The sequence below is a fragment of the Saprospiraceae bacterium genome (genome assembly GCA_026129545.1).
GTDB lineage: Bacteria > Bacteroidota > Bacteroidia > Chitinophagales > Saprospiraceae > M3007.
In genome coordinates this window covers 3,320,951-3,345,742 of record JAHCHX010000001.1, presented here as the reverse complement: position 1 = coordinate 3,345,742, position 24,792 = coordinate 3,320,951, and the positions used below count along the sequence as shown (strand labels likewise).

The window sequence follows — 24,792 nt, the reverse complement described above, 5'->3', positions numbered from 1 at the left end:
GTGTTTTTCAAATCAATCCAGCGACTGGCTGGCACTGTTGGCTTGGTTCACCATCTGCTGATACTCTTTGGGTGTCAGGTTGTCCATGCAAAAATTGATGGGGTTGACGGGATTGCCCTTGTAGTGAACTTCATAGTGCAAGTGCGGCGCGGTAGAAAGACCCGTGTCTCCAACCTCTCCGATTTTTTGCCCTTTTTTGACTCTCTCGCCCGGCCTCACTATGATTTTGTTCATGTGTCCATAGACTGTCTCATAGCCGTATCCGTGTTTGATTTTCACGCAATTGCCATAGCCTGAGTGCCAACCGCTTTCGACGACCACCCCGTCGCCAGAAGCTTGAATGGCGGTGCCAACACGCGCAGGAAAATCAAGCCCTGCATGGAATTTTCTGATTTTATAGACAGGGTGCACACGATACCCGAATCCAGAAAGCGTCCCAATGCTTTTCTGCAACTTGTCTTCTCGAACGGGCTTTACACTGGGCAAGGAGGCAAGCATTTGTTGTTGGTTGTTCGCTAAATCCTGAAGGGTATCCAATGATTTGCTTTGCAACGTCAGCTGTCGGCTGAGCATATCCACCCTTTCGAGGGTAGCGCCCAGCGTTTTGCCACCATATTTGAATGCAGAGAGCTCGGGGTGAGCTTCGTGGCCACCGATGCCTGCGCCCCAGACGTCTTGGTCTATCGGGTCCATGCCGAAGACAGCACGGTGGACATTGGCATCACGTTGTTGGATATTGCTCAACACCTTCGACATCATGTCTAATTGGCCGTTGAGCTGGTTGTATTTGTATTCCATTTTCCCGATTTCCTGTATCAGCTCTTTTTCGCGCGGAGAAGGAAAAAGCGAGTAGAATACGGCAAGCATCGCTGCGGAAGTGACAAGAACGACGGAGAAAAATCCGAAGGCTCGTAGGATGCGGGTTTTGAGTGGGATTACGACTTTTTCGTAGGTTAAGGTGTGGATGTTGTAAACGAACTTTTCTTTCCTGCCCATACATTTAGAGTTTACCAGGCGAATCATGACGATTGCGTTGCCTCGGTGTTTTGCGAATCAGTCCGGCGGACGTTCAGGGGATGTTGGATTAAAAAACGGTTTTCTTGGAGGGGAGAAAAACGTCTGCGCCAGTGATGCTCCTGGTTGTTAGAGTCGGGTAACTCGGCTCTTGGATATTCTGGAGGAGGCGCACAAAAGTAGTAAAGGGTTGAAAACTGTCAAGTTTTTTTTCCGAAAAATCAACTATTTGCGGTGAATAAGGCAAATGACGCGCCATTTGATACAAATTTTTCTGTCACTTGCCTGTCACAAACGGGTTAAAATCACAAACTTCGTGCTGCGGTGCCCGCCGTTTCCATCTTTCTATGGGGTGGCAAAAAACGTGAATGCGGTTGGTATTTTTGAGCCTACGGCATTATTTAACATTTAGTGGTTGGCCTACAACAAAACGGGGCCTCTGCCATGATAGGCAGAGGCCCCGTTTTGTTGTAGGCAAAAGGCGCAAAGAATCAGTTCTTCTTGACTTCAATCGCTTGGAAAACGCGCCCTTTTTTGCTTTCCAGCGCAACGACATAGGCTCCTGTCGGAAGGGTGGCGATGGAGTATGTCTGGTTGGTGGCGGCATTGAAGGTGGCGACCTGACGTCCGTCGCGGGCGAACACCAACACGCGGCCTACTTCTTCGGCGTTGTCGAGCGAAAAGTATTCCGTCACCGGGTTGGGGTAGAGCTTCACATTGGCGAGGGGCTGGGGATTGTTTGTGCTGGTGGTTTCTATGTTGAACACATAGATTGAGGTTTTTGTGTTGCTCGGGTTGTCCACATCGGTATAGACCATTTGCACGACGGCATTGTAAGGGTCCAATTCCTCTGGGTTGAGCAGGTGGATAATCATGGTGATGGTGGTGTCGCCCACCAACGGGAAGGTTCTTGTGTCCACAAATGGGGCGTAGCAGAGAATGGGGTCACACACCTGAACGTCCAGATTGCCCGGGTTGACGAGGATGGTACGTTCCCATCGGATGGTGATGGTATTGTTGGTCATGTTGGTCATCTCGTTGTGTGCTTCCACATCAAAAATGTCGGGGGTGGCAAACACTGTGACTGTATCGGGGCTGATAGTGAACGATTGGGCGAGCACCAAAGAGGCGGTAAAAAGGGAGAAAACGAGTGTAAAAAGCAAGTTCTTCATAAGCAAAATGTCGCTGGTTGGCAGGTTTCACAAAATTTTCACAAAGGTACGTCGCCGCGCTGTTTCCCTTGCCTATTTTTGTTCAGCCTAATGCGTTTTCGCAAAAAGTGGACAATAATTTGACACAATATACCATGAATACTCGGCTGGCAATTTCGCTCCTCCTCTTCTCGCTAAGCCTTCGGCTTACGGCACAATTGCCGCCCGGTAGTCAAGCACCGGATTTCACCACGCAAGACATCAAAGGCCAGACTTGGCATTTGCACGGGCTCCTTGAACAAGGCAAAATCGTTCTGCTTGTTTTTGGTGCGACGTGGTGTCACCCTTGTTGGGCTTACCATAACAGCCAGGTTTTGCAGCAACTTTTTCAGACGCACGGGCCAGAAGGAAGCAATATGCTGCAAGTCTTGTTCGTGGAAAGCGACCCCAACACCAATGCCGAATGTCTCAGTGGTCAGCAGGGGTGCAGCAGCTTTTCATTGGGCAATTGGGTAGGTGGCGCTTCTTTTCCATTTATTGACAATGCCGCTCTCGCGGATAGTTTTCAGGTCAATTATTACCCGACCATCTTCATTGTTTGTCCAAGCAAGAGGGTCTATCAAGTAGGTCAGTCAAACGTTGAGGCTTTATGGGAAAAAGCGCTCGAATGTCCGGTTGCCGCAGGTGTCAACAATGCAGGCATTTACAATTACACAGTTGGCACCGCGCAGCGGGAAGTTTGCCAATCGTTGGGTGTCGCGCCGTCTTTTTCTTTGGTCAATCTCGGTGCCAACCCACTGACCCAAGCATCGCTCACCTTGCATTGGAATGATTTGTTGCAGCAGACCCAGCAGTGGCAGGGCTATTTGCCGCAATATGACGAAGCTATCATCGAGTTTGATTCGATGACGCTCTCTGGGGCTGGCGTTTTAAAAACTACGATTGCCTCCATCAACGGCCTGGTTGGCGACGACGATTTTTCAAACAATATCTATTTTGACCATTACGCCTCGGCATCCACTTTCAGCACCACGCAAATCATCCTAAAAATAAAAACCGACGATTTCGGCGCAGAGACTTACTGGGAACTTCGCGACGAGCAAGGGGTGGTGCTTCACAAAGGAGGAAATAGCAACGTGGGGCCTGACGGCGGCGGTAGGCTTGGGCTGACATTGCCCGGCCCTGGCTCCTACAACAACAATACGCTCATCAACAAAACACTCGCCCTGCCCAGCGATGGGTGCTACTCTATTCTTTTTGTGGATGCTTATGGCGATGGAATGTGCTGCAACTATGGCAACGGCTACTACCGAGTTTTCAATGCCAACAACCCTGTGATACCAGTGATTTCAGGGGGTGAGTTCGGAGCCGTGGAGCATCGCGGATTTGAGGTGGCCAGCATCTCTTCCGTCCTTCGCCCCGCCGCCGAGCCTATCCAGTTGCGATTTTACCCCAACCCAAGCTCGGATATACTTCACGTCGCATTTAGTCTCAACAACTCCTCTGAGGTATCGGCCACCATATTCAACGCTGTGGGTCAGTTGACCCATCAAGTGTCTCCTGAAAAGTTGGCTTCTGGTGAGCACAGATGGACTTTTTCCTTGGAAGGCTGGACGAGGGGCACCTACTTCATCCGATTGCAAGTAGGTGATGTTGCGGTGATGCAAAAATTTGTTGTCGCTGAATGAAAGGCATCAAAGATGATATTTTTCCAGACGTCGGTACAGTGAGGCGCGTGTGAGACCCAGCTCCGCTGCCGCTTCGGTGATATTGCCATGATGCTTCTGCAACGCCTTGGTTATCAGCTGCTTTTCCACTTCATCCAAATTCATGGTCGGCAAATCCAAATTGTTGCCATCCGCATCAGCCTGCCGGAAGAAAAAGTCCTCGGGCTGTAGTTTCTCCCCTTTTGCCATGATGACGGCCCGTTCCACGGCGTGTTGCAATTCGCGCACATTGCCGGGCCACGGGTAGCGGAGCATTTCCTTCAGCAAGGAAGCGCTTAGACCACTTACAGGCCGATTGTATTTGCGAGCGAATACTTTTTGGAAATGATGGGCCAACGGCTCAATGTCGTCGGCGCGTTCGCGCAACGGGGGGATTTGAATTTCTATGGTGTTGATTCGGTAGAGCAAATCCTGCCTAAATGTCCGATTTTTCACCGCCTCGAACAGGTTTTGGTTGGTGGCGGCGATGACGCGCACATTCACGGGGCGCACCCGGTTGGAGCCGACACGAGTGATGGTTCGATTCTGTAGCACGGTGAGTAGTTTGGCTTGCTGGCCGAGGGACAGATTCCCGATTTCGTCCAGAAAAATAGTGCCTCCATCAGAAGCCTCAAATCGGCCGGGGCGGTCGTCGCGTGCATCGGTAAACGCTCCCTTCACATGACCGAATAACTCGCTTTCAAAAAGAGTTTCAGTCAGCGCCCCCATATCCACCTTCACAAAATTTTCCTGCGCCCGACGGCTGTGCGCGTGGATGGCTTGCGCTATCAAGTCCTTGCCCGTCCCGTTCTCACCAAGCAACAGCACATTGGCATCCGTCTCTGCCACGCGCTGCACCGTTTCAAACACCTGCTGCATGGCCTGACTTCGGAATATGATTTCCGGCATATCGCGCTGCTCGGCCAGATTTCGTCCCAGTTGCTTGGATTTCAGCTGATTGTTTTCATCCTGACTGGCTTTCAATTTCAAGGCTGAGTTGAGCGTGGCCAAGAGCTTGTCGTTGTCCCAGGGCTTGAGAACAAAATCGGTTGCCCCATTTTTGATGGCTTTCACCGCCAGTTCCACATCCCCATAAGCCGTGATAAGCACCACCACCGCCGATGGGTCGAGTTCGAGAATCCTGCTCAGCCAGTGGAATCCTTCCTGCCCCGTATTTTTGGCGCTTCGGCCAAAATTCATGTCGAGCAAAATGAGGGAATAGCGCTTTTCTTTCATAAACCCCGGAATGTCCTCCGGGTCGCGGGTGGTATCCACCTCGGCAAAATGACGCTTCAAAAACAGTTTGCCCGCGCTGAGCACGCCGGGGTTGTCATCCACGATAAGGATATTGGCTTCGTTCATTTCCATGGTCCGTCGCTTTTCGCCGTTTGCTTTTTGACATTGGCTTCATTGGCGCAACATTGATGGCCAACGGCTCGACTGCCGCAAAGACAATGCCCGCCACTAAGGGTGTGCAAATGAAAGCATTTTTTTCGGGCAAGTGTTCATTTTCGGACACCCGCGTTCAAGGATGAACACAATCTTATTGGGGGAATTTGATTTTTACCTCGTTCGCACAACCTTTCCCGTTTTCACCAATGTCCCGTCCTGCCGCGTCAGCGTGAAGAAATATGCTCCTGCCGAGAGCTCGCTTAGGTTGACTTGTGCGTAGGGCGACACACGAAGCCCCTCCACCGAAAAAGTCAGCCTTCCTAAGGCATCGTACAACCGTAGTGTTAACGGCTCTGTCCACTCGCCTTCTGCAGAGAAGTGCAGCAGGTCGGCGGCGGGTACGGGCCACACTCGAATGTTGGGCGCGGCGACGGGTGGCAACCAATGTGTGCTAACGGTCAGCGTGTCGCAGGGACTACCTTCGGCCTCATAAAGCCGATAGTAAGGCAGGTTGGGCAAGGTGCCGAAATTGTCAGCCGGTAAAAAGATAGCGTGTTGTATGACATTACAAGAATCGCCGGCCAAATTCGGTTGGTCAATGACGTGGATATAGCGCGAGTTGAAGTTGGGGATGTTGCCGTAGATTTTGCCATCCGGGGCAAGCAACAGGCCGTAAAACCGTGTTGGCACACCGTTGCCATCCAAAAAACCATCGTATTCGGCCACTACTTGTTCGGAAGCGAGAATATCTGGCGCTTCCAAGTCGTACTGGAATATTCTGGTGTATTTCGACACATACAAGTATCGAGAGTTGGGCGAAAACGCCACCCCACCGTACGATTCTACACCAGGATAAAACTTGTAGTGCGCGTCGCGCAAAAGACCGGTGCAGCGGTCGAAACGGTAAAAATGAACGGAAGCTTTGGGGTTAGAGGTATGCCCATAAGCGTTGTAATGAGCATACCACTCTCCGTTAGGCGAATAGGCTGAATAACCTACGCTATTCGGGACGGCCTCGCCTATGGTTTGTTCTCCCACAGCGTTTATTCCTTGGTCTGACAAAAGGAACCTTCTGAAAATATTTGATTCAAATTTCATCGTCAATATCCACCAATCCCTTCCGTTACCATGTCTAACGGCGCTTAAATGACCGATATTGAGGGTGTCAGTTGAGTTTGGAATCGTTAGTGTTTTTTCCGTGACTTTACCCATTCCACTATTCCAATTCATGTCAATTATTGAATAACGGGTAGTGGAAATATTTAACTGACAATGTAATTTTGCGCCATGATAACGGAAGTTCGTCGTTGCCACCGCTGTGAAAGCAGCAACATCGTCAAAAACGGGAAAAACCGCTCCGGCACCCAAACCTACAAGTGCAAAGATTGTGGTTGCTGCCGGGTATTGGACAGCAAGCAACCCAGCAGGAACATGGACCCCGAACTGGTGGAGCGTGCCTACCAAGAGCGGCAAAGCCTTCGAGGCACGGGGCGCTTGTTGAATGTCTCGCATCGGACGGTACTCAATTGGTTAAAAAAAAAGCCCGGCAACTCCCCCCATTCAAAACCACCATTGAGGAAGGACAAGCCGACGACCAGTTAGAGGCGGACGAAATGTTCACTTACATCGCCGTGAAAATCAATCAAGTACGGGTCTGGATTGTCCAGTGCTGTAGAACTAGGCAGATACTTTCCTTTTTCATTGGCGATGGCTCGATGGACTCCTGCAAGCGCCTTTGGCGAAAACTACCCTACGAGTACCAAAAATGCTTGAGTTTCAGCGATTTTTGGACGGCGTACCAATGCTTGCCCAACGAAACACACTACATGGTCGGCAAGGAGACCGGTCTGACAAACCATGTTGAAAGGCTGAACAACACCTTGCGCCAGCGTATCAGCCGATTCGTCCGAAAAACCCTCTCCTTCTCCAAAAAGGAGTATATGCTCAATCTGCACTTCAAACTATTCGCATACCACTACAACTTAAATGTCATCAGTTAAATATTTCCACTACCTGGATACTGCGAGCTGGATTGGAAGCCATTTCCATTCTGCATGATTTTATGCTGCTTGTTATACAGATTCAAACCATTTGTATAACAAATCAATGCCCCGGCAGAGTCAGACACTATGGATGCAGAGCCAAAAAATGGTATGGATTGATACAGTAATTCAGCTTTGAAAGTGTCTTCTCCAAAAGATATGTAGTTGAGTTTATATGAGCTGTCGGGGTCGGTGCTGCCAGTCCCCATAATCCAGTTGTAGTCTTCTTTTTGAGCAAGCGTGATTTGGGATATCAAAAGCAGGAAATAGAGTGGTTGTCTTTTCATGGCAGAAAAAGATAAACGCACACGGGCAGGTCATGCGACCTGCCGATAGTACTCGAAAATTGATAAGGAATGTCAATGGTCAGCGTTGCGTTGGCAGGCACGGAGATACACGGGCCATTGTAGATACCCGGCGGCAATGTGCTGGCATTGACAAGTGCATTGAGCGAAATGGAAGTGCCAGTTAGATTAATGCCGTTCGCGCAATTGCAGTTTTGGGCATGTATTCCTGAGGGCAAAGTGAGAAAACCGAGCGCGAGCAGTAAAGCTGGCAAAATTAAAATGTTGGCTGTTCGGGGGGGGGGGCAGAAATCGTTTGACGGAGACAGCGAGAAGTAACCATAGAATAAAAATTTTGGTGAGAAATTCGATGAAAAAGTTCGGTGGTTTTTGTGTGTTAAAGATAAATTCAGTTTTTGAAAATCGGGCGAATAAAGTATAATCTTAACATAAAAGTGACCTTAGCCCTGCTAAGCAACTTTATCCTCGCATTCTGTGAAAGGATTTCTGTGAAAAAATTTGAGTGCTTACAGCGTGTGCCAAGTGTTCATTTTCGGACACCCGCGTTCGCAATTGGACGAATGTGATTCCGAAGGTTTTCAACGAAAAATCTGATTTACAGCACTTTAGTATTTTGGCACAAGGTTGAATTTGAAGGTGGAGAACGTTTGTTCCGACACACATTTTTCATCCATCCATCATTTCGCAAGTGGACAGACCAATCAAAAAGAAAAAATGGACGCCTCAGCGCATAGGCATAGGCATCGCGGCATTGGCTTTTGCTGTATTCTCGGTGTATAGCATCGCTTTTGCCGGGAAACAGAGCAGCCTCAACGTGAACCGTGAAAAAATTACGGTGTCGAAAGTCGAGCGTGGTGTATTCGACGAATTTATCGTCGTCACGGGGGTGGTGCAACCCCTGAAGACCTACCAGCTCGATGCAGTGGAAGGGGGCTATGTGGCACAAAAACTTCTGGATGGTGGCGCATCGGTGAAACAGGGCGATTTGATTCTGAAACTTGAGAATCAGCGCCTCACGATGGATTTTGTCAACCGGGAAACGGAGATGTATCGCCTAATCAATGAATTGGAAAACACTCGGCTTCGGCTGAAACAAGACAAATTCGCGCTGCGCCGCAACCTCGCGGAATTGGACTTCCAAATTCAGCAAGCCAAAGCCGACAACGACCGCAACTGCAAGCTGTACTCGGACAAAGTGGTAAGCCTGCAAGAATACGAACGCACCAAAATCACTTATGAGCGCCTGGTGAAACAACGCGAAATCGAAATCGAAAACCAGCAGTTCCAAGAAGAAAACAGTCTTGTGCAAATCAAGCAGTTGGAAGGCACCTTGGACCGTACCCGCCTCAACCTCAAAATGATGAAACAAAATCTCGACAATCTTTCCGTCAAGGCACCCGTGTCAGGCCTGCTCTCAAGGGTGGATGTCGAAATCGGGGCCAGCATCACCGCCGGTCAGAATATCGGCCAGATAGACGACCTGAACGGCTTCAAAATGAGGGTGGAGGTGGACGAGCACTACATCTCGCGGATATTCCCCGGTCTGGAAGGCTCTTTCGACTTTAGTGGGGCCACCACCCGACTTATCGTCAGCAAAGTGTACCCGGAAGTCCGCAATGGCCGATTCCAAGTGGACATGACTTTCGACAAAAAAATACCCGATGGCATTAGGCGTGGCCAATCGGTGCCTGTCCGCCTGCAATTGGGCAAACCAGCAGAGGCCACTCTGATACCCACGGGTGGATTTTTCAGCGATACGGGTGGCAATTGGGTATATGTGCTCAACAGCACTGGCTCCAGAGCCGAAAAACGAAAAATCTCGTTGGGTCGAAAAAACCCTCAATTCTACGAGGTGCTCAGTGGTTTGGAGCCGGGCGAACAGGTGATTACGAGCTCGTACGCCAACTTTGGGGACAAGGACATTTTAAATTTGCAATAATAAAAGTTGATAAGGGTTGATTAAGGTTTATTAAGTTGATTATCAACCCTCATCAACCCTCAAGTCAATAATTCAACAATGATAAAGACAGTCAATCTGCACAAGATTTTCACCACTGACGAGGTGGAAACGACAGCCCTCAATGGGGTCAGCATCGAAATTCAGCCCGGCGAGTTTGTCGCCATGATGGGGCCTTCCGGCTGCGGCAAATCCACCCTGCTCAACATCCTCGGCCTGCTTGACAACCCCTCCGAAGGCGAGTACCACTTCTTCGGCACAGAAGTAGCCAAAATGAGCGAACGCAACCGCGCCAATCTGCGCAAGGGCAACATTGGCTTTGTGTTTCAGTCCTTCAATCTCATTGACGAGCTCACGGTGTATGAAAATGTCGAGCTGCCATTGCTCTACCTGAAAACACCCGCCAGCGAACGCAAGAAAAAAGTGGAAGGACAGCTCGAGCGCATGAATATCATGCACCGCCGCAACCACTTCCCGCAACAACTTTCGGGCGGTCAGCAGCAACGCGTGGCCATTGCTCGTGCGGTCGTCGCCAACCCCAAAGTGATTCTCGCAGACGAACCGACCGGTAATTTGGACTCCACCAACGGCCTCGAAGTGATGAACTTGCTGACCCAACTCAACCAAGCAGGCACCACGATTGTCATGGTGACACACTCGCCACACGACGCGGGATTCGCACACCGCATTGTCAATCTATTCGATGGAAAGGTGGTGACGGAAAATTTTCACGTTTGAACATTTACCAACGAATAAACACAAAAACTACTCCCAACGCAATATCGCAGCCGTCCGAGTCCTTCAGCCCATACTGTCTAACCTGCCTGTTAGTCAGCCGTCTTTATCCAAACACACACGGTTGGTGGGTCGTAGCGGCTGCGCTTTTTTTTTCAACGACAACACAACATGCTCGAACTCAAGAATATCGAACGGTATTATCAAAATGGCGCCCTCAAAACCTACGTCCTGCGATATGTGAACGCCCACATCGCCGAGGGAGAATTTGTAAGCATTATGGGGCCGAGCGGCAGCGGCAAGAGCACCCTGCTTCACATTTTGGGAATGCTCGACGAGCCGACGGCGGGCGAGTATTGGTTTTTGGGTGAGGCGGTACACAAATTCAATGAGCGCCGACGCACCGAGCTCTATCAACAATACATCGGGTTTGTGTTTCAGGCATATCACCTGATTGACGATTTGACGGTTTATGAAAACCTTGAAACCCCCTTGCTTTACAAAAAAGTACCCTCCTCCGAGCGAAAGAGCCGCATTGCCGACATACTTGACCGGTTCAACATCGTGGCAAAAAAGGACCTGTTCCCCAACCAATTGTCGGGGGGGCAACAACAACTCGTCGGCATTGCTCGTGCTTTGATTGGCAACCCCAAACTCATTCTGGCCGATGAGCCGACGGGTAACCTGCAAAGTCAGCAAGCCAAAGAAATCATGGAAGTGTTCAAAAAACTGAACGAGGAAGATGGCGTGACCATCATTCAAGTCACGCATTCAGAGGCAAACGCGCACCATGGCAACCGCATTTTGCACCTCATGGACGGTCGGGTGGAAAACGAAGAATTGGTAAAACACCAATAGACCGCGTGCCTCAACTTCTTGAATAGTTGGGCGATTCTCGCGTGATGATGATGTTGTGCGGGTGGCTTTCGCGGTGAGCGTTGCGTCGCCGCTCGCGATACTGCCTAGTGTTTTCGCCAAGCAGGGCGCGGAAATCACCGTCTGAATAAGGGTTTGAAAGTCAAACACTAAAGCAGAACGAACTCCAACTCGCCTCGATTATTTTCTCCACGCCTCAATAATGCTTTCCAGCGTCGTCATAATTTCAAGCGATACACCGGATTGGGCATAGAGTACTTTTCGAGTACTTACATCCACTAAAACGAAGGTAGGATAACCAGTCACGCGAAGTGCAGTACTCAACTGGCTTTCAGCATCCAATAAGGTCGGGTAAGACACCGCTCGTCTCACCAAAAATCGGACGAGGTCGTTAGCATCCTTGTCACGGTCGTTCACGCCGTATAACGTCACCCCCTTTTCGCTGTATTTTTGATGAAGGTCTTCCAGAAATGGCATGGCCATAAGGCATGGGGCGCAGCCTTTATACCAAAAATCCAACAACAACAATCCGTCGAGCATATCCAAGGTGTTGACCATGCGACCATTCAAATCAGGCAGCGCAAAATGGGGGAGTGTATCGCCCGCGGCAATGAGCGCAGGGCGTGCCGGGGCATTGAAAGAAGTGATTTGCTGCGTACTTGTCCAGCCCTCGCGCCGCAATGAATCAAGATTGAGCATGAGCTCGAATGTGACCGTATCAGGCAAAGGACAAATAGGAGACAAATGCTGCTCGGTATATTGCGGTTCGAGCGAGAAATGTATCCACTCTGTTTTTTTGCGAATATCCAAGTCGGGCAAGGTTATTTCGAGCGTTTCCCTGACCCGTATCAGTTCAGGGTCTTTGTTGCTCATTTTCACGTCGTTCGCAAATGAGTCGAGCCGAACAAGGCGCAGAAAAGATTCCTTATCGGCCACAATTGTATCAAGAAGGGATTCGCCATAGCGTTCTGGCTTGAAGGGAGGGGACGCGCCCTCGGCAAGGTAGTGCTTGAACATCCCCAAGTGCAGGCCTTTCCCACTAAGCACTTCCATTATACCTCCCCTCTCTTTAGTGGGGGTAATGATAACCGACTTATGCTTATTGTTGAAATGATAATAATTTTCCCCGTCGTATGCTCCTGAAAAGTAGCCCGTCACAATAAACCGTGCGACGCTATCCTCAGTGCCATTATTTCTGAAAAACCATACGCGACAGGTGTTTTCGAGGGTGTCTGAATAAAAAGCTGACTTTCTTAAAAAATGGCAATCAAAATAACCTTGTCGAATGCCTGTTATTTTTTGATTCAATGCAACGACAAGTGCTTCAGCTTCATTTGTTGCTGCCTGAGCATGAAGAAGCGGGCCGAACAATATAGCAAACAGTAAAGAAAAAAGTAGTTTACCCATTTTCAATCATCTATGATGTGGACATTGTCTGCTTCAACAATAACCCCCCCGCCAATGTACCTAAACTTCAATTTATACCTCACGCCGTCAAGTTTTCAGCATGAGGGAAATAGTTAAAAAGAGGAGAGACATGTAAATTTGAGTTGCTAAACTTAAATACAATGCCTCTCCGAATTGTACACATCTGCCAAGCAGACGCAGACGCTGCAAAATACGACATGTTCAATCATCCTGATCCATTGGTTCAAAAACGGGCGCTATGCCTGCACATGAAGGCGCTAGACTTCGAACACGCGGCCATAGCCAAGGTCTTGGGATGTAATCGTGGTACGGTAGCCAACTATCTTGACCTTTATGAATCAGGAGGTTATGAGGGGCTATGCCGTATCGCCTATAACACACCAAGAAGCGATTTGGATGCTCATCGGCTTAGTGTTGAAGCATCGCTTCGCCAGCAGCCGCCACGGAGCATAAAGGAGGCAACCCATCGGATCAAAGAACTTACCGGCGTAGAACGCAGCCCTTCACGTGTGCGGGCCTTTCTGCACCGCATTGGCATGAAACCCCTGCGAACAGGCCAAATTCCAGCAAAAGCGGATGCGCAAGTACAGCAAAAATTCCACGATGAGACGCTTCAACCGTTGCTCTCGCAGGCCAAAGCAAAAAAATGCCATGTCCTTTTTTTAGACAGCGCACATTTCGTGCTGGCTGCTTTTGTCGCCATCGTTTGGTGTTTCGAGCGGGTTTTCGTCAAAACGGCGCCCGGGCGCTTTCGCCTCAACGTCATCGGTGCCATACATGCCTCCTCCCAAGAACTCACAGCCCTGTACAGCACCACCTATATCACTGCCACCACCGTGGTGGAACTCTTGGTGCATATCGCACGCAAATACGCCGGTCTGCCCATCCACATCGTTCTGGACAATGCCCGATACCAGCATTGCCAGTTCGTCAAAGATGCCGCCAAAAGATTGAACATCAACCTTGTTTTCCTGCCTCCATATTCCCCAAACCCGAACCTCATCGAACGGCTGTGGAAATTTGTCAAAGCAGAGGTCTGTGCCGCAAACTATTTTCCCGATGCACAGACTTTTCAAAACGCCATCGTCAACTTCCTCAACAGCCTGCACTCAAAACCGCTAAAAAATGAACTCAAGTCCCGTTTGGCTCCTAATTTTCAACTATTCCGCCATGCTGAAAACTTGGCGGCGTGAGGTATAAAAGCTAGTGCCCAATTTCTTTCTGATGGTCTCCAAACCACCGTGCATTGTTGCTTGAAATATTATTTTGGTAGACAGCCATTTGGCTACGCGACCACACTATCGAACATTTTCAAATTTGCCACGAAGCCACAAAAGCGCAAAGCAAAATACTCATTGATTTACCGCATTATGTGCCTTTGCGTCTTTGCAGCACAAAAAAATGTCAAGTAGTGTGCTCCGCAACAGCTATTCTCGGTTTGCAAGAGGTATCATCTTTTGAGGAACGAAAAAGGTGACATTTCGGCCTGTTTTTGAGATGTCACCCCTCCATTCTTCCGGGATGACACCTCAGAACCCGACAAAGCGAGAATCGCTGGCTCCGCAACATACTTTCGCGGCTTATTCAAAATCGCTATATCCTCAATCGTTTTGGGTGGAAAACGAAGAATTGGTAAAACACCATTAGACCGCGCGCCTCAACTTCTTGAATAGTTGGGCGATTCTCGCGTGATGATGATGTTGTGCGGGTGGCTTTCTGTCATGCCAGCATTGGTGATTTTGACGAACCGGCCTTTTTCCTGCAACTCTGCCACCGTCGCGGCACCGCAATAGCCCATGCCAGCCCTCAAGCCGCCAATGTACTGAACCATCACCTCTTGCAACGTACCCTTGTAAGGCACGCGGCCCTCGATGCCTTCGGGCACCAATTTCTTGATATCGTCTTCCACATCCTGAAAGTAGCGGTCTTTAGAGCCTAATTGCATAGCGCCGAGGCTACCCATGCCGCGATAGGATTTGAATTTGCGCCCATCATAGATGATGGTCTCGCCGGGAGACTCCTCCACGCCTGCAAACAAAGAACCCGCCATGATAGTGCTCGCACCTGCCACCAATGCCTTCACGATGTCGCCCGTGTAGCGAATTCCACCATCGCCAATAATAGGCACCCCAGAGCCTCGAATCGCCTGCGCCGAATTGAAAATGGCCGATAGTTGTGCAACGCCCACGCCTGCCACAATGCGCGTGGTGCAGATACTGCCCGGCCCTACCCCAACCTTCACGGCATCGGCGCCAGCATCCACCAAGGCCTTGGCACCATCTCCCGTAGCCACATTGCCGCCGATGATTTGCAGCTGGGGAAATTTATTCTTCAGGTGTTTCACCGCATCCAACACACCGCGTGAATGACCATGAGCGGTGTCCACACACACCACATCCACGCCGACTTTGACCAAGGCGGCCACACGCTCCTCCACATCGGAAGTGACACCCACCGCAGCACCCACCACAAGGCGACCAAAGGAATCCTTGCACGCATGGGGAAAATTCACCCCTTTCATGATGTCTTTGTAGGTGATAAGCCCGACAAGGTGGAATTTGTCATCCACCACAGGCAGTTTTTCGATTTTCCGAAATTGGAGAATGTCGCGGGCTTGCTCCAACGTGGTGCCGAGCGGGGCGGTCACGAGGTTTTTTTTCGTCATCAGCTCGCGCACAAAGCGGTTGCGGTCAGTCTCGAACCGCAGGTCGCGGTTGGTGAGGATGCCCACGAGCTTGCCCCGGCGGTCGGTGACCGGTATGCCACCGATGCTGTATTTTTTCATCAAATCCAGCGCCTCGCTGATACGCGCATCGGGGTGCAGGGTGACGGGGTCAATAATCATCCCGGCCTCGGAGCGTTTCACCGCCCGCACTTGCTCCGCTTGGTCTGCGATGCTCATGTTTTTATGAATCATCCCGATACCTCCCTGCCGGGCAATGGCAATTGCGAGATTTTTGTCCGTCACGGTGTCCATGGCGGCAGAGACAATAGGGACATTGAGGCGGATGCCTCGCGTGAGCTGGCTTGAGATGTCAACTTCTCTTGGTAAGACTTCGCTGTAAGCAGGGACGAGCAGCACGTCGTCGTAGGTGAGCGACTCGCCGAGGAATTTTGATTCGGCTGTTATTTTCTTCGTTTCCATGCGCAAAGGTCGGAAGCAGCGCGAACATTAAAACAGGACAGGTGCAAATTTTTTGCAAATACAGAATTTGCCGGCTATGCTCCCAAGCGATTCACAGGATTCAATTGGAGTGGTCTTTTTAGTCAACGCAAATCCAGCCATTCTCGCTTTGGGGGGGGGCCGAGGTGTCATCCCGGAAGCATGGAGGGGTGACATCTCAGAAACAGGCCGAGATGTCACCTTTTTCATTCCTCAAAAGATGAAACCTCTTACAAACCGAGAATGGCTGACGCAAATCAGCCCCGTCGCTTCGAGAGTGTTCAGAAAAGTGTGTCAAACCATACCGGGTGTTTTCTTTTTACGCAATACACGCCGCGCTTAAAGGAATGTAAATTATTGAAAACCAAAACTCTGTGCCCTTCGTGCCTCTGTGTTTTCTTATCGTCTCCATTGGGATGACACAGTTTTCTGAACACTCTCTCCGCTTCACTTGGCCGGGCAAGCCCCTGAGTACAGGGCCTGACAAGGCGGTTTTGGACGAACGGTGCTCGCAATCGTTTGAAAATCGTAAAAACTTAGACAGGACAGCAGGCATTGAATTTTTGACAGGATTTACAAGATTTGCAGGTTCAATGAAGTGGCTTCGACGCCAAAAACCTGTAAGCCTGTCAACCGAGTCTTATGCGCTTGGGGCTGCCTAAGTTTCTACGTTTGTTTAAAAAGGCCCTAGCAAGGTTGGTTATCTACCTTAAATCTCCAAACGCGCAGAAGAATTTGCCGAAAAAGGCCTATTTTAGCCGCCGATTCATCAACACCCCGCCTTCACATGAAATCGCCCCGCTGGCAACTCACCCCCACTGACGAGCATCGCGCGCAATCGCTGCAAGAGGCGTTGGGCATTGCCCCTATTTTTTGCCGGCTGCTTGTCCAACGGGGCATCACCAGCTACGAGGATGCCCGTGCCTTCTTCCGCCCCAGCCTTTCCGACTTGCACAATCCTTTTTTGATGAAAGACATGGATGCGGCGGTGCATAGGCTAAGTGAGGCTTTTCGCCGAAACGAACGCATATTGCTTTATGGCGATTACGATGTGGACGGCACCACCAGCGTGGCGCTCATGTATGCGTTTCTATCAAATTTCTATCAAAACTTAGACTATTACCTGCCTGACAGGGAAAAGGAAGGTTATGGCGTGAGCCTTGCCAGCGTGGAATATGCCCGCGAGACCGGGGCCACGCTCGTGGTGGCGATGGATTGCGGCATTAAGGCCCATGAAGCAATAAGGCGGGCAAAAGGGTACGGCATTGACTACATCATCTGCGACCACCATCTTCCAGAGGGGGGGCTGCCCGAAGCAGTGGCCAATCTTGACCCAAAGCGCGATGATTGCCCTTACCCTTTCAAGGAGCTGAGTGGCTGTGGCATCTCTTTCAAACTGGCACAGGCACTGGCGATGCATCACAACACCCCTTCCGAAGAGTTGGATGATTTGCTCGACCTCGTGGCCGTCAGTACTGCGTGCGACATCGTGCCGATGGTCGGGGAGAACCGCACACTCGCTCGTTTCGGCCTTCAACGGCTCAACCGCTCGCCCCGCACCGGCCTTTGGGCGCTCATCCAACGCATCAACCGCTCGCTGCCCCTGACTGTCGCCGATGTGGTATTTGGCTTGGGGCCGCTCATCAACTCCGCAGGCCGACTGGGCGATGCGCGGGATGCCGTGCGGTTGCTGTTGGCCGCCGAGCGCAATAGCGCACTCAACCACGCTGGCACACTTGTGCACCGAAACAAAGAGCGCCGCGAAGTGGACTACGCTATGGCCGACCAAGCCCGCCGCCGATTCACGGAAACGCCCGATTGGGAACAAAAGCGCAGCATTGTCCTATTTGACCCTTCATGGCACAAAGGCATCATCGGCATCGCAGCCAGCCGCATGACGGAGACTTTCCACCGACCCTCGGTCATCCTGACGCAAAGCAACGGGCGAGCAGTCGGCTCGGCTCGCTCGGTGCCGGGGTTCGACCTTTACGCGGCGCTGCAAGATTGCGAAGACCTATTCTTTTCTTTTGGAGGCCACGCACACGCTGCCGGAATGCAAATGCCGATAGAGAACGTGGATGCCTTTGCGTTGCGCTTCGAGTCCATTGCGCACCAAAAAATCACCTCCGACAACGAGCATCCGGTGATAGAGATATGTGCCAAAATCAGGCTCGACGACCTATCCGCAAAATTTTGGAATACGCTCAAACAGTTCGAGCCTTTTGGCCCGCACAATCGAAATCCCGTTTTCTGGGCCGAAAATGTGATGGATACTGGCCAAAGTTGCCTGCTTAAGAACAATCACGTCCGGCTGTCGCTCCGACATTCGGATGGGAACACCGTGTTCAAAGGAGTAGGCTTCGGCTTAGGCGACAAATTTATGGAAGTGAAAGGCCGCCCGTTCGATGTGGCCTTCAATCTGCGTGCTGAACATTGGCGCGGAGAAACGACGCTGTCCTTGCAAGCCAAAGATTTCAGGCCGACGGAGCTGGCGTGATTAAATCCCTCACAACCCCATCTTGAAGACCTTTGTAAATGATTTGTGATTGTCAAAAAAGCACTAAATATCACCCTACTTTTGCGACGTGAAAAATTCAACCAGAATTGGCACAATGGTGTTTGCCCCCTTGCTTTATTATTGTCTGATAAGCATGGGCAATGTTCATTCCCATCACCATACCCAAGCATACAATTCTGAGCAAACACACAACATCTATGCATCGGTAAGCGCGACAAGCCTTTTCTATCATGTTGCCTCATCCGAACCTTCCGTCGGCGCCTCAAACACTGCTTCACCATCTTCCTCTAAAAGCCTGTTTGATTGCTTTTGGGGAGTTGCCAATAGAATAGAAAATCTATTAGGGTTTGAAGCATTTAAGCGCCTTTCTATCGGAAGTTATATTCTTATCAATCTTCGAGGCATAGATATTATCTTCCCCTTCCACTATTTCTGGTAGTCCATTTCTAAGAAATATCGCCCTTGTCGGCGACCTCTCGTCATGTCGAATTGGCATTGTCTCGCACAATGCTCGTTTGTCTAATTCAATTTTCTAAACAGCATAAAATGGACATAGGAACTTTTGTCGTCGGGATATCCCTGATGACCCTTTGCATATTACCCTTTGTGGCAATGAGCCGCATCAAAAAAAACAAAGAAAAACAACTTTTAAAATCACTTTCGGCAATTGCCAACCAGTATGGCGGCAATATAGTCCAGCACGAAATTTTTGGAAATTTCATTATCGGGCTTGACAACAGCACGAATAGCGTTTTTTTTCTAAAAAAGGACAAAGAAGAGGAAGTGATTAAGCACGTCAGACTTGCTGAGACGAAGCATTGCAGGGTCGAGGAGACAGGTAGGACAATTAGCAATAAGGATGGCAGCCACAAAATGGTTGATAGACTCGACCTGCACTTTACCCCCACTGATTCGAGCAAGCCGGATATCTTGATGGAGTTCTACAACGCACAAGATTCTATGCAGCTAAGTGGAGAGCTTCAGATGATTAGAAAATGGGAAAAGACCATAAATGACCAACTAAAGCATCTCAAAGAGTGACTCTAAAAAAGCCCCGTGTATCCATCACGGGGCTTTTTATTGCAATAGTAGCGGAGACTATTTCATCAAAATGGGAAACGTCAGAAAAACACCCCTGTTCTAAGAGCGATAAGGCCGATGTTGGCTTTCGATTTTTCTTCGGTAAACTCGCCGCCCGGCTCACGCTGCACACGGCCTTTGCCTTTGGCATTGGTGAATTGTTGTTGAAAAGAAAGCCCCGCCACCAAGGTGGCTCCAGACATTTTATACTCCACGCCGCCTCCAAAACCCCAAGAAAGGGCCAAACCGTTGACATCATCCCGGATGTCCTCGTCGTTTTCATTGCGGTCGTTCGTTCCCCGAATGTCGCCTTGGGCGCGTGTCAGAAAGCCTAATGTGAACACCGGAATTTCAAAATAGTATTTGATGGTTTCGTCGCTTCCGCCGCGCAATTTAAGCCCCATCGGAATCTCCACATAAGTGAGCCGATAGTGATACTTGCCGTTTTGGGGGATTGCATGGAGCTCGTTTCTGCTCAGTTGCGAGTCTTTCCAAAGGTCGGCGGTCGGGTAGCCATTGAGTATGTTGCCACCTTGATTGAAGCCAAAGCCCAACCCCGTGACGAGCGCATAGTTGGGAGCAAAGTAAAACTCTCCCAGCATCCCAAACTTGAGTCCCCAGTTGGAACCCGTGCCTTCCAGTTTTTTATCGTTCGTTCGCATCCACGACCAAGTGGGGCTGGCCTGCACGCCGAAGCGAAAACCCACGTCTTCTTGCGCCATGAGCACGGACAGGGTGAATGTCAAAAAGCAAAAAGTTGAGGCAATTTTTTTCATAATCAGTTGTTGTTTTGCGTGTTAAAATATGGACTTCCAAAATCGGCCGCTAAAATCGAAGTTTTTTTCATGAGTTTGTTATCAAAGGCGAAATACAACGCGACAGGATTAATCTTGCTGGTCATCTGTGCTGTTTTGAACGGTTGCATAGGCGATTCCAGCAATGCTCCCGATGTGTCGCACATCGAGCTGGACATCAAGATTCGCAGATTTGACCAAGACCTGTTTGCGCTCGACACCCATCAACTCGAAGCGGGAATGCAACGCATGGCGCAAATGTATCCCGAAATGTTCCCGCTCTTTGCCGTCAATATCATACATGATGTGACCAACCCGAAAGAAACACCGCTCGAGGCGGTGCGGGGCTTTCTCACGGCTCCCGAAATTCGACATCTTTACGACACGGTGCAGCAAGTTTATGGCGATTTGCGCTGGTTGGAACGCGACTTGACTCAAATGTTCAAATACTACAAACATTATTTCCCCGACAAACCCGTACCCGAAGTGGTAGCCATCGTGTCCGAATTTGTCACGGATGCCTTCACGGCAGGCGACAGCCTGTGTGGCATCGGGCTGGATATGTACCTCGGAGAGGATTATCCCGCCTATCTTGCCAATGAAAACACCAAACCCGCCTACATACGGCGGCAATTTCAAAAAGACTACATCGCCGTGCGACTCGCCAAGGCCATTGCCCAAAATCTCAATGATGCCCCCCCCGGGGAGCGCCTGCTCGACCAGATGCTGCACAACGGCAAGCTGCTCTACGTCGTTGACCGTCTTTTGCCAAAGGTGCCCGATAGCTTGAAGATGGGCTACACGCGAGAACAAATGGAGGGATGCTACGCCAACGAGCAAGAAGTGTGGGCGCGTCTGCTGGAGCAAAATCTGCTCTACTCCACCGATGCCCGCAAACTCAAAAAATTAGTCAGCCCCAGCCCCAATGCCCCCGTCGTTTTCCAGGAGGCCCCCGGCGAAATCGGCAATTGGATAGGGTGGCGAATCGTGGAAGCATACATGAAGCGCCACCCCGACACCACGTTGGAAGCAATGTTGAGTCTCACCGATGCACAGAAGTTTTTGGAACAGTCGAAATACAAACCCCGACGACAGTAACTTTGTCGGCAACAGCAAAGGGGCTGTTCGGCCCCGCGAAAAAAATGCTTTTCAGATGAACTGCAACTTGCCATCGCTCATCCGAACTTTCACAAACACCCGACGCTGGCGGGCGATAGGTTTATTGTTTGTTGTGCCGAACTTGCTTTTCGCGCAAACTTTTGAAGTCAAGTCGAATTCCAAAGAAGTCGTGTTGGGCAGTTCGTTTGAAATAGCCTTTTCGCTCAAAGGTGCGCGAGGCGAGCGCTTCAAGGCCCCCGAATTCTCGGACTTCAAAATAGTGGGCGGCCCCAACGAAATGCGTGGCGTGGTCATCATCAATGGCCGCTCGTCGTCTCATCAGACATGGAGTTATGAGCTGGAACCGCGCCGCACCGGCACCTTCACCATCGGCCCCGCCAATGTCGTGGTGGACGGCAAGACGCTCTCCACCCCCACGCTCACCGTAAAAGTAATGTCCCCAAAATCGAAGCCCAGCGTCAACCTGCCTCCCGGCATTTCGGACAACCTGTTCATCGTGGGCGAGCTCGACCACAATGAAGCTTACATCGGCCAACAAATTACTTGGCGCATCAAACTATACACCCAACTCTCGCTCGAAGGTGCCGACATCATCGAATTGCCAGACTTTGAGGGCTTCTATTCCAAGGAAAAACGCCGTTTCGACACTCGCGTGACCTACCAAACCGTCAATGGAAAAAAATACGCGGTGAAAACCCTCCACGAGGAAGCTATATTCCCTCAAAAAAGCGAAGACCTATTTATAGGAGTGGCAAGAGTGCGCGTCGGGGTGGAAGAGCCACCCGGCACCTTCAGGTCTTTTCTGGGGCCAAAGCCCGTGATTCTCCAAACACAGCCACTTACGCTGGCCGTGAAAGCCCTGCCCGACCCTTGGCCTGACAACTTTACCGGAGGCGTGGGGCAATACAACTGGCAGGTGGATATAGACCGCGACACCCTCTCAACCGATGATGCCATCACGCTGACCATTGCGCTGCGAGGCAACGGCGACTCCAAGCGTTTTGCCGCTCCCAAGCTCGCGTTGCCCGAAGGATTGGAAGGTTTTGAGCCGCGCATCGCAGAGGAAGAAGTTTACGAAAACGGGGAAGAGTTGGTCCACTCCAAAGTGCTTGAATATGTGATATTGCCCAAAGAGCCGGGCGAATACAGCATAGTACCCTCTTTGACCTATTTCGACCCCGACAGCAACCGCTTTGTCGAGCTAAAAGCAGACCATTTGCCCGCCGTGAAAATAAGCGCAGGCAAAAATTACCATCCCGACCAAGCAGACATTGACACCCCGTCACTACCCACCACTTCCCGCGGCATGGAGGCATGGGAAAAGGTCTCAGAATGGCTCCATTCTCCAATCCTATGGAGCTTGATTGCCCTGCCCATTTCCTTATTCGGTATTTTTTATTTGTTGAAAAAACAAAAAAATAAACCCGCCAAGCCCATTTCCCCCCCTGAGCCACCCATCAATCGGCCTTCGGCAAAAGCCATCCGCGAACGCTTTTTGAGAGTCGCGCCCCTGCTCCATAGCGGCCAGCCTCGAGCCTTCTACGACGAACTGTTCAAGGTGCTACAGGGCTATCTTGCGGCTCGTTTTCAATTCACCCCAGCCCAGATGACACAGGAAAACATCCGCATAGCCCTGACCGAGCGCGGGGTGCCTGCCGGGACCATTCAGAATCTGCTGGTCGTCTGGCAAACCTGCGAACAGGCTCTTTTTGCCGGGCAGTCCCTCTCTGCACAGATGGAAAGCACTTGGCGGGCTGCCGAATCGGTGGTGCAAGACTTGGAGCGAACGCCCCGCCATCAAAGAAGCTCGTAGTTCCTGTACTCCCCCGGTCGCCAGCCGATTGTTTTTTCCAGCCACATCGAAGCGCGGTCTTTCCACGACCAGCGCACTTGCGAAGGGTCGCCTTCAAACTGCCAGTTCATCGCACGAATGCGAGGCAGCATCACCGCCGGGTGCGAACCCTCAAACCAGCTGAGCGGCTCCTTGCCATCGTATTGATAAACCGCTTTTTCTCCGGCCATTGCTCTGGCTACATCGTCGGAATGCCACCAACGATTGAAACTTGCTTGCTTGCGCTGTTGCGCCAAGGGATGCTTCACCCAGCCGTAGTGATGGATGTGCGCAGGCAACAGACGGACGCGCAGCTTTTCTGCTTCCTTCAATGATTCGCTTGGCGATGCGACATCCACGTTTTGATGCCGGGCGATGCGAAACCCCTGTGCATCTTTCCACGAGCGAATCCTCTTGTCGTTGCGCACAATCCGCACCTCGTGGCGATACCAGCGCCGACTCGCTCCGACAAAATCGTAGGAACCGTAAAAATGGAGATAATGGAACAACAAGCCTTCCGTGAGCGGGTCGGCAAGGTACTGTTCCATGCCTGTTCGTATGGCAGGCAGAGCGTCTTCATGCACACACTCATCTGCTTGGATGTAGAAGCACCAGTCATATTCTGGCGGGATGGCATCGAACGCTTTGTTGGTCTCGACAGCCAATACCCGCCCTCCTTCGCGCAACGACTCGTCCCACACCGTCTCAAGAACATGAATTTTTGAGTCGCCGATACCGCGCACCAAATCAAGCGTCTCGTCGTCGGAACGACCAACCGCCACCAAAAAATAGTCGCAAATCGGGAGAATGGAAGTAACGGCTTCCACTACCGGATAGTCATAGCGCAGCGCATTGCGGATAAAAGTGAAGCCTGCAACTTTCATGGAGCAAAACTACGCTGCTTGACACAGGGCAGGTATTTTTTTTACAAAATGTAAAACATACTTTACTTTTAGTCGTTTATTGTTTGCATAATGTCATTAAAAAACGACTAAAAATGAAAAACTCATTGCTTTTGTCTTACAGATGGAAAACGTTGGGCTGGACAATGACCATTCCGTCCGCCCTTGCGGGTTTGTATTTCCTGCTCATTGAAGAGCACTTCGAATACTGGTGTGTTGCTCTTCCCGCATGGGCAGACCATTTCCTGTGGATTGACCATTTCTCAACATCCAAAAGCATCTCAATTTGCCTTTTGGATGAGTTCATTTCGCTTAGCCTGCTCGTCGGGTTGCTCTTGTTGACATTTTCAAAAGAACGGGTGGAAGACGAATGGATTCAGCGGGTGCGCTTGGAATCGTTGCAATGGGCGATTTTTATCAATGCGGCGTTGCTTATGTTGTTCATCATTTTCGTGCACGGCATACCTTTCCTCACCGTCATGACTTTCAATATGTTCACACCACTATTGATTTTCGTGGGGCGCTTCCATTACATCTTGCACTTGAAGCCCTTATTTTCAAAAATATAGACTATGAAAAACAATATCCGTGTTGAGCGGGCCATCTTGAACATATCGCAGGCCGAGCTGGCCGAACGGGTGCAGGTGACCCGCCAAACGATTAATGCCATCGAACTGGGAAAATATGTGCCGTCAGCAACTTTGGCCATGAAAATCGCACGGGCGTTTGGCAAAAAAGTAGAGGAGGTGTTTGAGTTGGAGGAAGGAGATTAGGGCACC

Annotated in this window: 23 protein-coding genes; 13 read left to right on the top strand and 10 right to left on the bottom strand. The window is 50.4% G+C overall.

Annotated features, from left to right (window positions below; genetic code table 11):
• Nucleotides 1-12 precede the first annotated feature (12 nt).
• Together KIS77_12980 and KIS77_12975 are read right to left on the bottom strand one after the other, a co-directional pair.
• Entirely contained in the window at nucleotides 13-996 is a 984-nt protein-coding gene (locus tag KIS77_12980) for a M23 family metallopeptidase (protein MCW5923253.1), read from the bottom strand.
• Between the two features lie 509 nt (nucleotides 997-1,505).
• On the bottom strand, nucleotides 1,506-2,186 hold the full coding sequence (locus KIS77_12975; protein ID MCW5923252.1) for a T9SS type A sorting domain-containing protein: 681 nt from the start codon (nucleotides 2,184-2,186) through the stop codon (nucleotides 1,506-1,508).
• Nucleotides 2,187-2,293: 107 nt separating this feature from the next.
• Between KIS77_12975 and KIS77_12970 the strand changes: the two genes are divergently transcribed.
• The gene (locus tag KIS77_12970) at nucleotides 2,294-3,853 is read left to right on the top strand and encodes a T9SS type A sorting domain-containing protein (protein MCW5923251.1); all 1,560 of its coding nucleotides are present in this window, start codon (nucleotides 2,294-2,296) and stop codon (nucleotides 3,851-3,853) included.
• A 6-nt stretch (nucleotides 3,854-3,859) separates the two neighbouring features.
• Here KIS77_12970 and KIS77_12965 read toward each other — a convergent pair whose 3' ends face one another.
• Nucleotides 3,860-5,239: a sigma-54-dependent Fis family transcriptional regulator gene (locus KIS77_12965; GenBank protein ID MCW5923250.1), complete on the bottom strand. Its 1,380-nt coding sequence runs from the start codon at nucleotides 5,237-5,239 to the stop codon at nucleotides 3,860-3,862.
• Nucleotides 5,240-5,434: 195 nt separating this feature from the next.
• Nucleotides 5,435-6,301: a T9SS type A sorting domain-containing protein gene (locus tag KIS77_12960; GenBank protein ID MCW5923249.1), complete on the bottom strand. Its 867-nt coding sequence runs from the start codon at nucleotides 6,299-6,301 to the stop codon at nucleotides 5,435-5,437.
• A 249-nt stretch (nucleotides 6,302-6,550) separates the two neighbouring features.
• Between KIS77_12960 and KIS77_12955 the strand changes: the two genes are divergently transcribed.
• Both KIS77_12955 and KIS77_12950 read left to right on the top strand, forming a co-directional pair.
• A complete protein-coding gene (locus tag KIS77_12955) occupies nucleotides 6,551-6,865 on the top strand; it encodes an IS1 family transposase (GenBank protein ID MCW5923248.1) in 315 nt (104 codons plus the stop codon).
• Between the two features lie 11 nt (nucleotides 6,866-6,876).
• Entirely contained in the window at nucleotides 6,877-7,263 is a 387-nt protein-coding gene (locus tag KIS77_12950) for an IS1 family transposase (protein MCW5923247.1), read from the top strand.
• Here the strand turns inward: KIS77_12950 and KIS77_12945 are convergent.
• Nucleotides 7,260-7,592, bottom strand: a complete 333-nt coding sequence (locus KIS77_12945) for a hypothetical protein (GenBank protein MCW5923246.1) — start codon at nucleotides 7,590-7,592, stop codon at nucleotides 7,260-7,262. The genes KIS77_12950 and KIS77_12945 overlap by 4 nt on opposite strands.
• Nucleotides 7,589-7,864 carry a hypothetical protein gene (locus tag KIS77_12940; protein ID MCW5923245.1) on the bottom strand — a complete coding sequence of 92 codons (276 nt, stop codon included), beginning with the start codon at nucleotides 7,862-7,864 and terminating at the stop codon, nucleotides 7,589-7,591. Before KIS77_12940 ends, KIS77_12945 begins: the two co-directional genes overlap by 4 nt.
• Before the next feature lie 434 nt (nucleotides 7,865-8,298).
• Between KIS77_12940 and KIS77_12935 the strand changes: the two genes are divergently transcribed.
• The 3 genes from KIS77_12935 to KIS77_12925 all read left to right on the top strand — a co-directional run bounded on the left by KIS77_12935 (nucleotide 8,299) and on the right by KIS77_12925 (nucleotide 11,160).
• Nucleotides 8,299-9,549 (top strand): efflux RND transporter periplasmic adaptor subunit, encoded by a 1,251-nt coding sequence (locus tag KIS77_12935; protein MCW5923244.1) that lies wholly within the window; start codon nucleotides 8,299-8,301, stop codon nucleotides 9,547-9,549.
• Nucleotides 9,550-9,627: 78 nt separating this feature from the next.
• Nucleotides 9,628-10,305, top strand: a complete 678-nt coding sequence (locus KIS77_12930; protein ID MCW5923243.1) for an ABC transporter ATP-binding protein — start codon at nucleotides 9,628-9,630, stop codon at nucleotides 10,303-10,305.
• A gap of 168 nt (nucleotides 10,306-10,473) precedes the next feature.
• A complete protein-coding gene (locus KIS77_12925) occupies nucleotides 10,474-11,160 on the top strand; it encodes an ABC transporter ATP-binding protein (protein ID MCW5923242.1) in 687 nt (228 codons plus the stop codon).
• 198 nt (nucleotides 11,161-11,358) lie between these two features.
• Here the strand turns inward: KIS77_12925 and KIS77_12920 are convergent, their stop codons facing one another.
• On the bottom strand, nucleotides 11,359-12,585 hold the full coding sequence (locus tag KIS77_12920) for a TlpA family protein disulfide reductase (GenBank protein ID MCW5923241.1): 1,227 nt from the start codon (nucleotides 12,583-12,585) through the stop codon (nucleotides 11,359-11,361).
• Nucleotides 12,586-12,803: 218 nt separating this feature from the next.
• Here KIS77_12920 and KIS77_12915 point away from each other — a divergent pair, with 218 nt between their 5' ends.
• A complete protein-coding gene (locus tag KIS77_12915; protein ID MCW5923240.1) occupies nucleotides 12,804-13,799 on the top strand; it encodes an IS630 family transposase in 996 nt (331 codons plus the stop codon).
• Nucleotides 13,800-14,263: 464 nt separating this feature from the next.
• Here KIS77_12915 and guaB read toward each other — a convergent pair whose 3' ends face one another.
• Nucleotides 14,264-15,751, bottom strand: coding sequence for an IMP dehydrogenase (gene guaB, locus KIS77_12910; protein MCW5923239.1), 1,488 nt, complete (start codon nucleotides 15,749-15,751; stop codon nucleotides 14,264-14,266).
• Between the two features lie 805 nt (nucleotides 15,752-16,556).
• Between guaB and recJ the strand changes: the two genes are divergently transcribed.
• A complete protein-coding gene (gene recJ / locus KIS77_12905; GenBank protein ID MCW5923238.1) occupies nucleotides 16,557-18,266 on the top strand; it encodes a single-stranded-DNA-specific exonuclease RecJ in 1,710 nt (569 codons plus the stop codon).
• Nucleotides 18,267-18,833: 567 nt separating this feature from the next.
• Nucleotides 18,834-19,328, top strand: coding sequence for a hypothetical protein (locus KIS77_12900; GenBank protein MCW5923237.1), 495 nt, complete (start codon nucleotides 18,834-18,836; stop codon nucleotides 19,326-19,328).
• A gap of 80 nt (nucleotides 19,329-19,408) precedes the next feature.
• Here KIS77_12900 and KIS77_12895 read toward each other — a convergent pair whose 3' ends face one another.
• Nucleotides 19,409-20,143, bottom strand: a complete 735-nt coding sequence (locus tag KIS77_12895) for a PorT family protein (GenBank protein ID MCW5923236.1) — start codon at nucleotides 20,141-20,143, stop codon at nucleotides 19,409-19,411.
• Between the two features lie 69 nt (nucleotides 20,144-20,212).
• On the opposite strand from KIS77_12895, the gene KIS77_12890 reads away from it, so the two are divergent.
• Nucleotides 20,213-21,259: a hypothetical protein gene (locus KIS77_12890; GenBank protein ID MCW5923235.1), complete on the top strand. Its 1,047-nt coding sequence runs from the start codon at nucleotides 20,213-20,215 to the stop codon at nucleotides 21,257-21,259.
• 55 nt (nucleotides 21,260-21,314) lie between these two features.
• Nucleotides 21,315-23,093, top strand: a complete 1,779-nt coding sequence (locus KIS77_12885) for a protein BatD (GenBank protein MCW5923234.1) — start codon at nucleotides 21,315-21,317, stop codon at nucleotides 23,091-23,093.
• Here the strand turns inward: KIS77_12885 and KIS77_12880 are convergent.
• Entirely contained in the window at nucleotides 23,078-23,995 is a 918-nt protein-coding gene (locus KIS77_12880) for a glycosyltransferase family 2 protein (protein MCW5923233.1), read from the bottom strand. The genes KIS77_12885 and KIS77_12880 overlap by 16 nt on opposite strands.
• A gap of 113 nt (nucleotides 23,996-24,108) precedes the next feature.
• On the opposite strand from KIS77_12880, the gene KIS77_12875 reads away from it, so the two are divergent.
• Both KIS77_12875 and KIS77_12870 read left to right on the top strand, forming a co-directional pair.
• The gene (locus KIS77_12875) at nucleotides 24,109-24,582 is read left to right on the top strand and encodes a hypothetical protein (protein ID MCW5923232.1); all 474 of its coding nucleotides are present in this window, start codon (nucleotides 24,109-24,111) and stop codon (nucleotides 24,580-24,582) included.
• Between the two features lie 3 nt (nucleotides 24,583-24,585).
• Nucleotides 24,586-24,786: a helix-turn-helix transcriptional regulator gene (locus KIS77_12870; protein ID MCW5923231.1), complete on the top strand. Its 201-nt coding sequence runs from the start codon at nucleotides 24,586-24,588 to the stop codon at nucleotides 24,784-24,786.
• Nucleotides 24,787-24,792 lie beyond the last annotated feature (6 nt).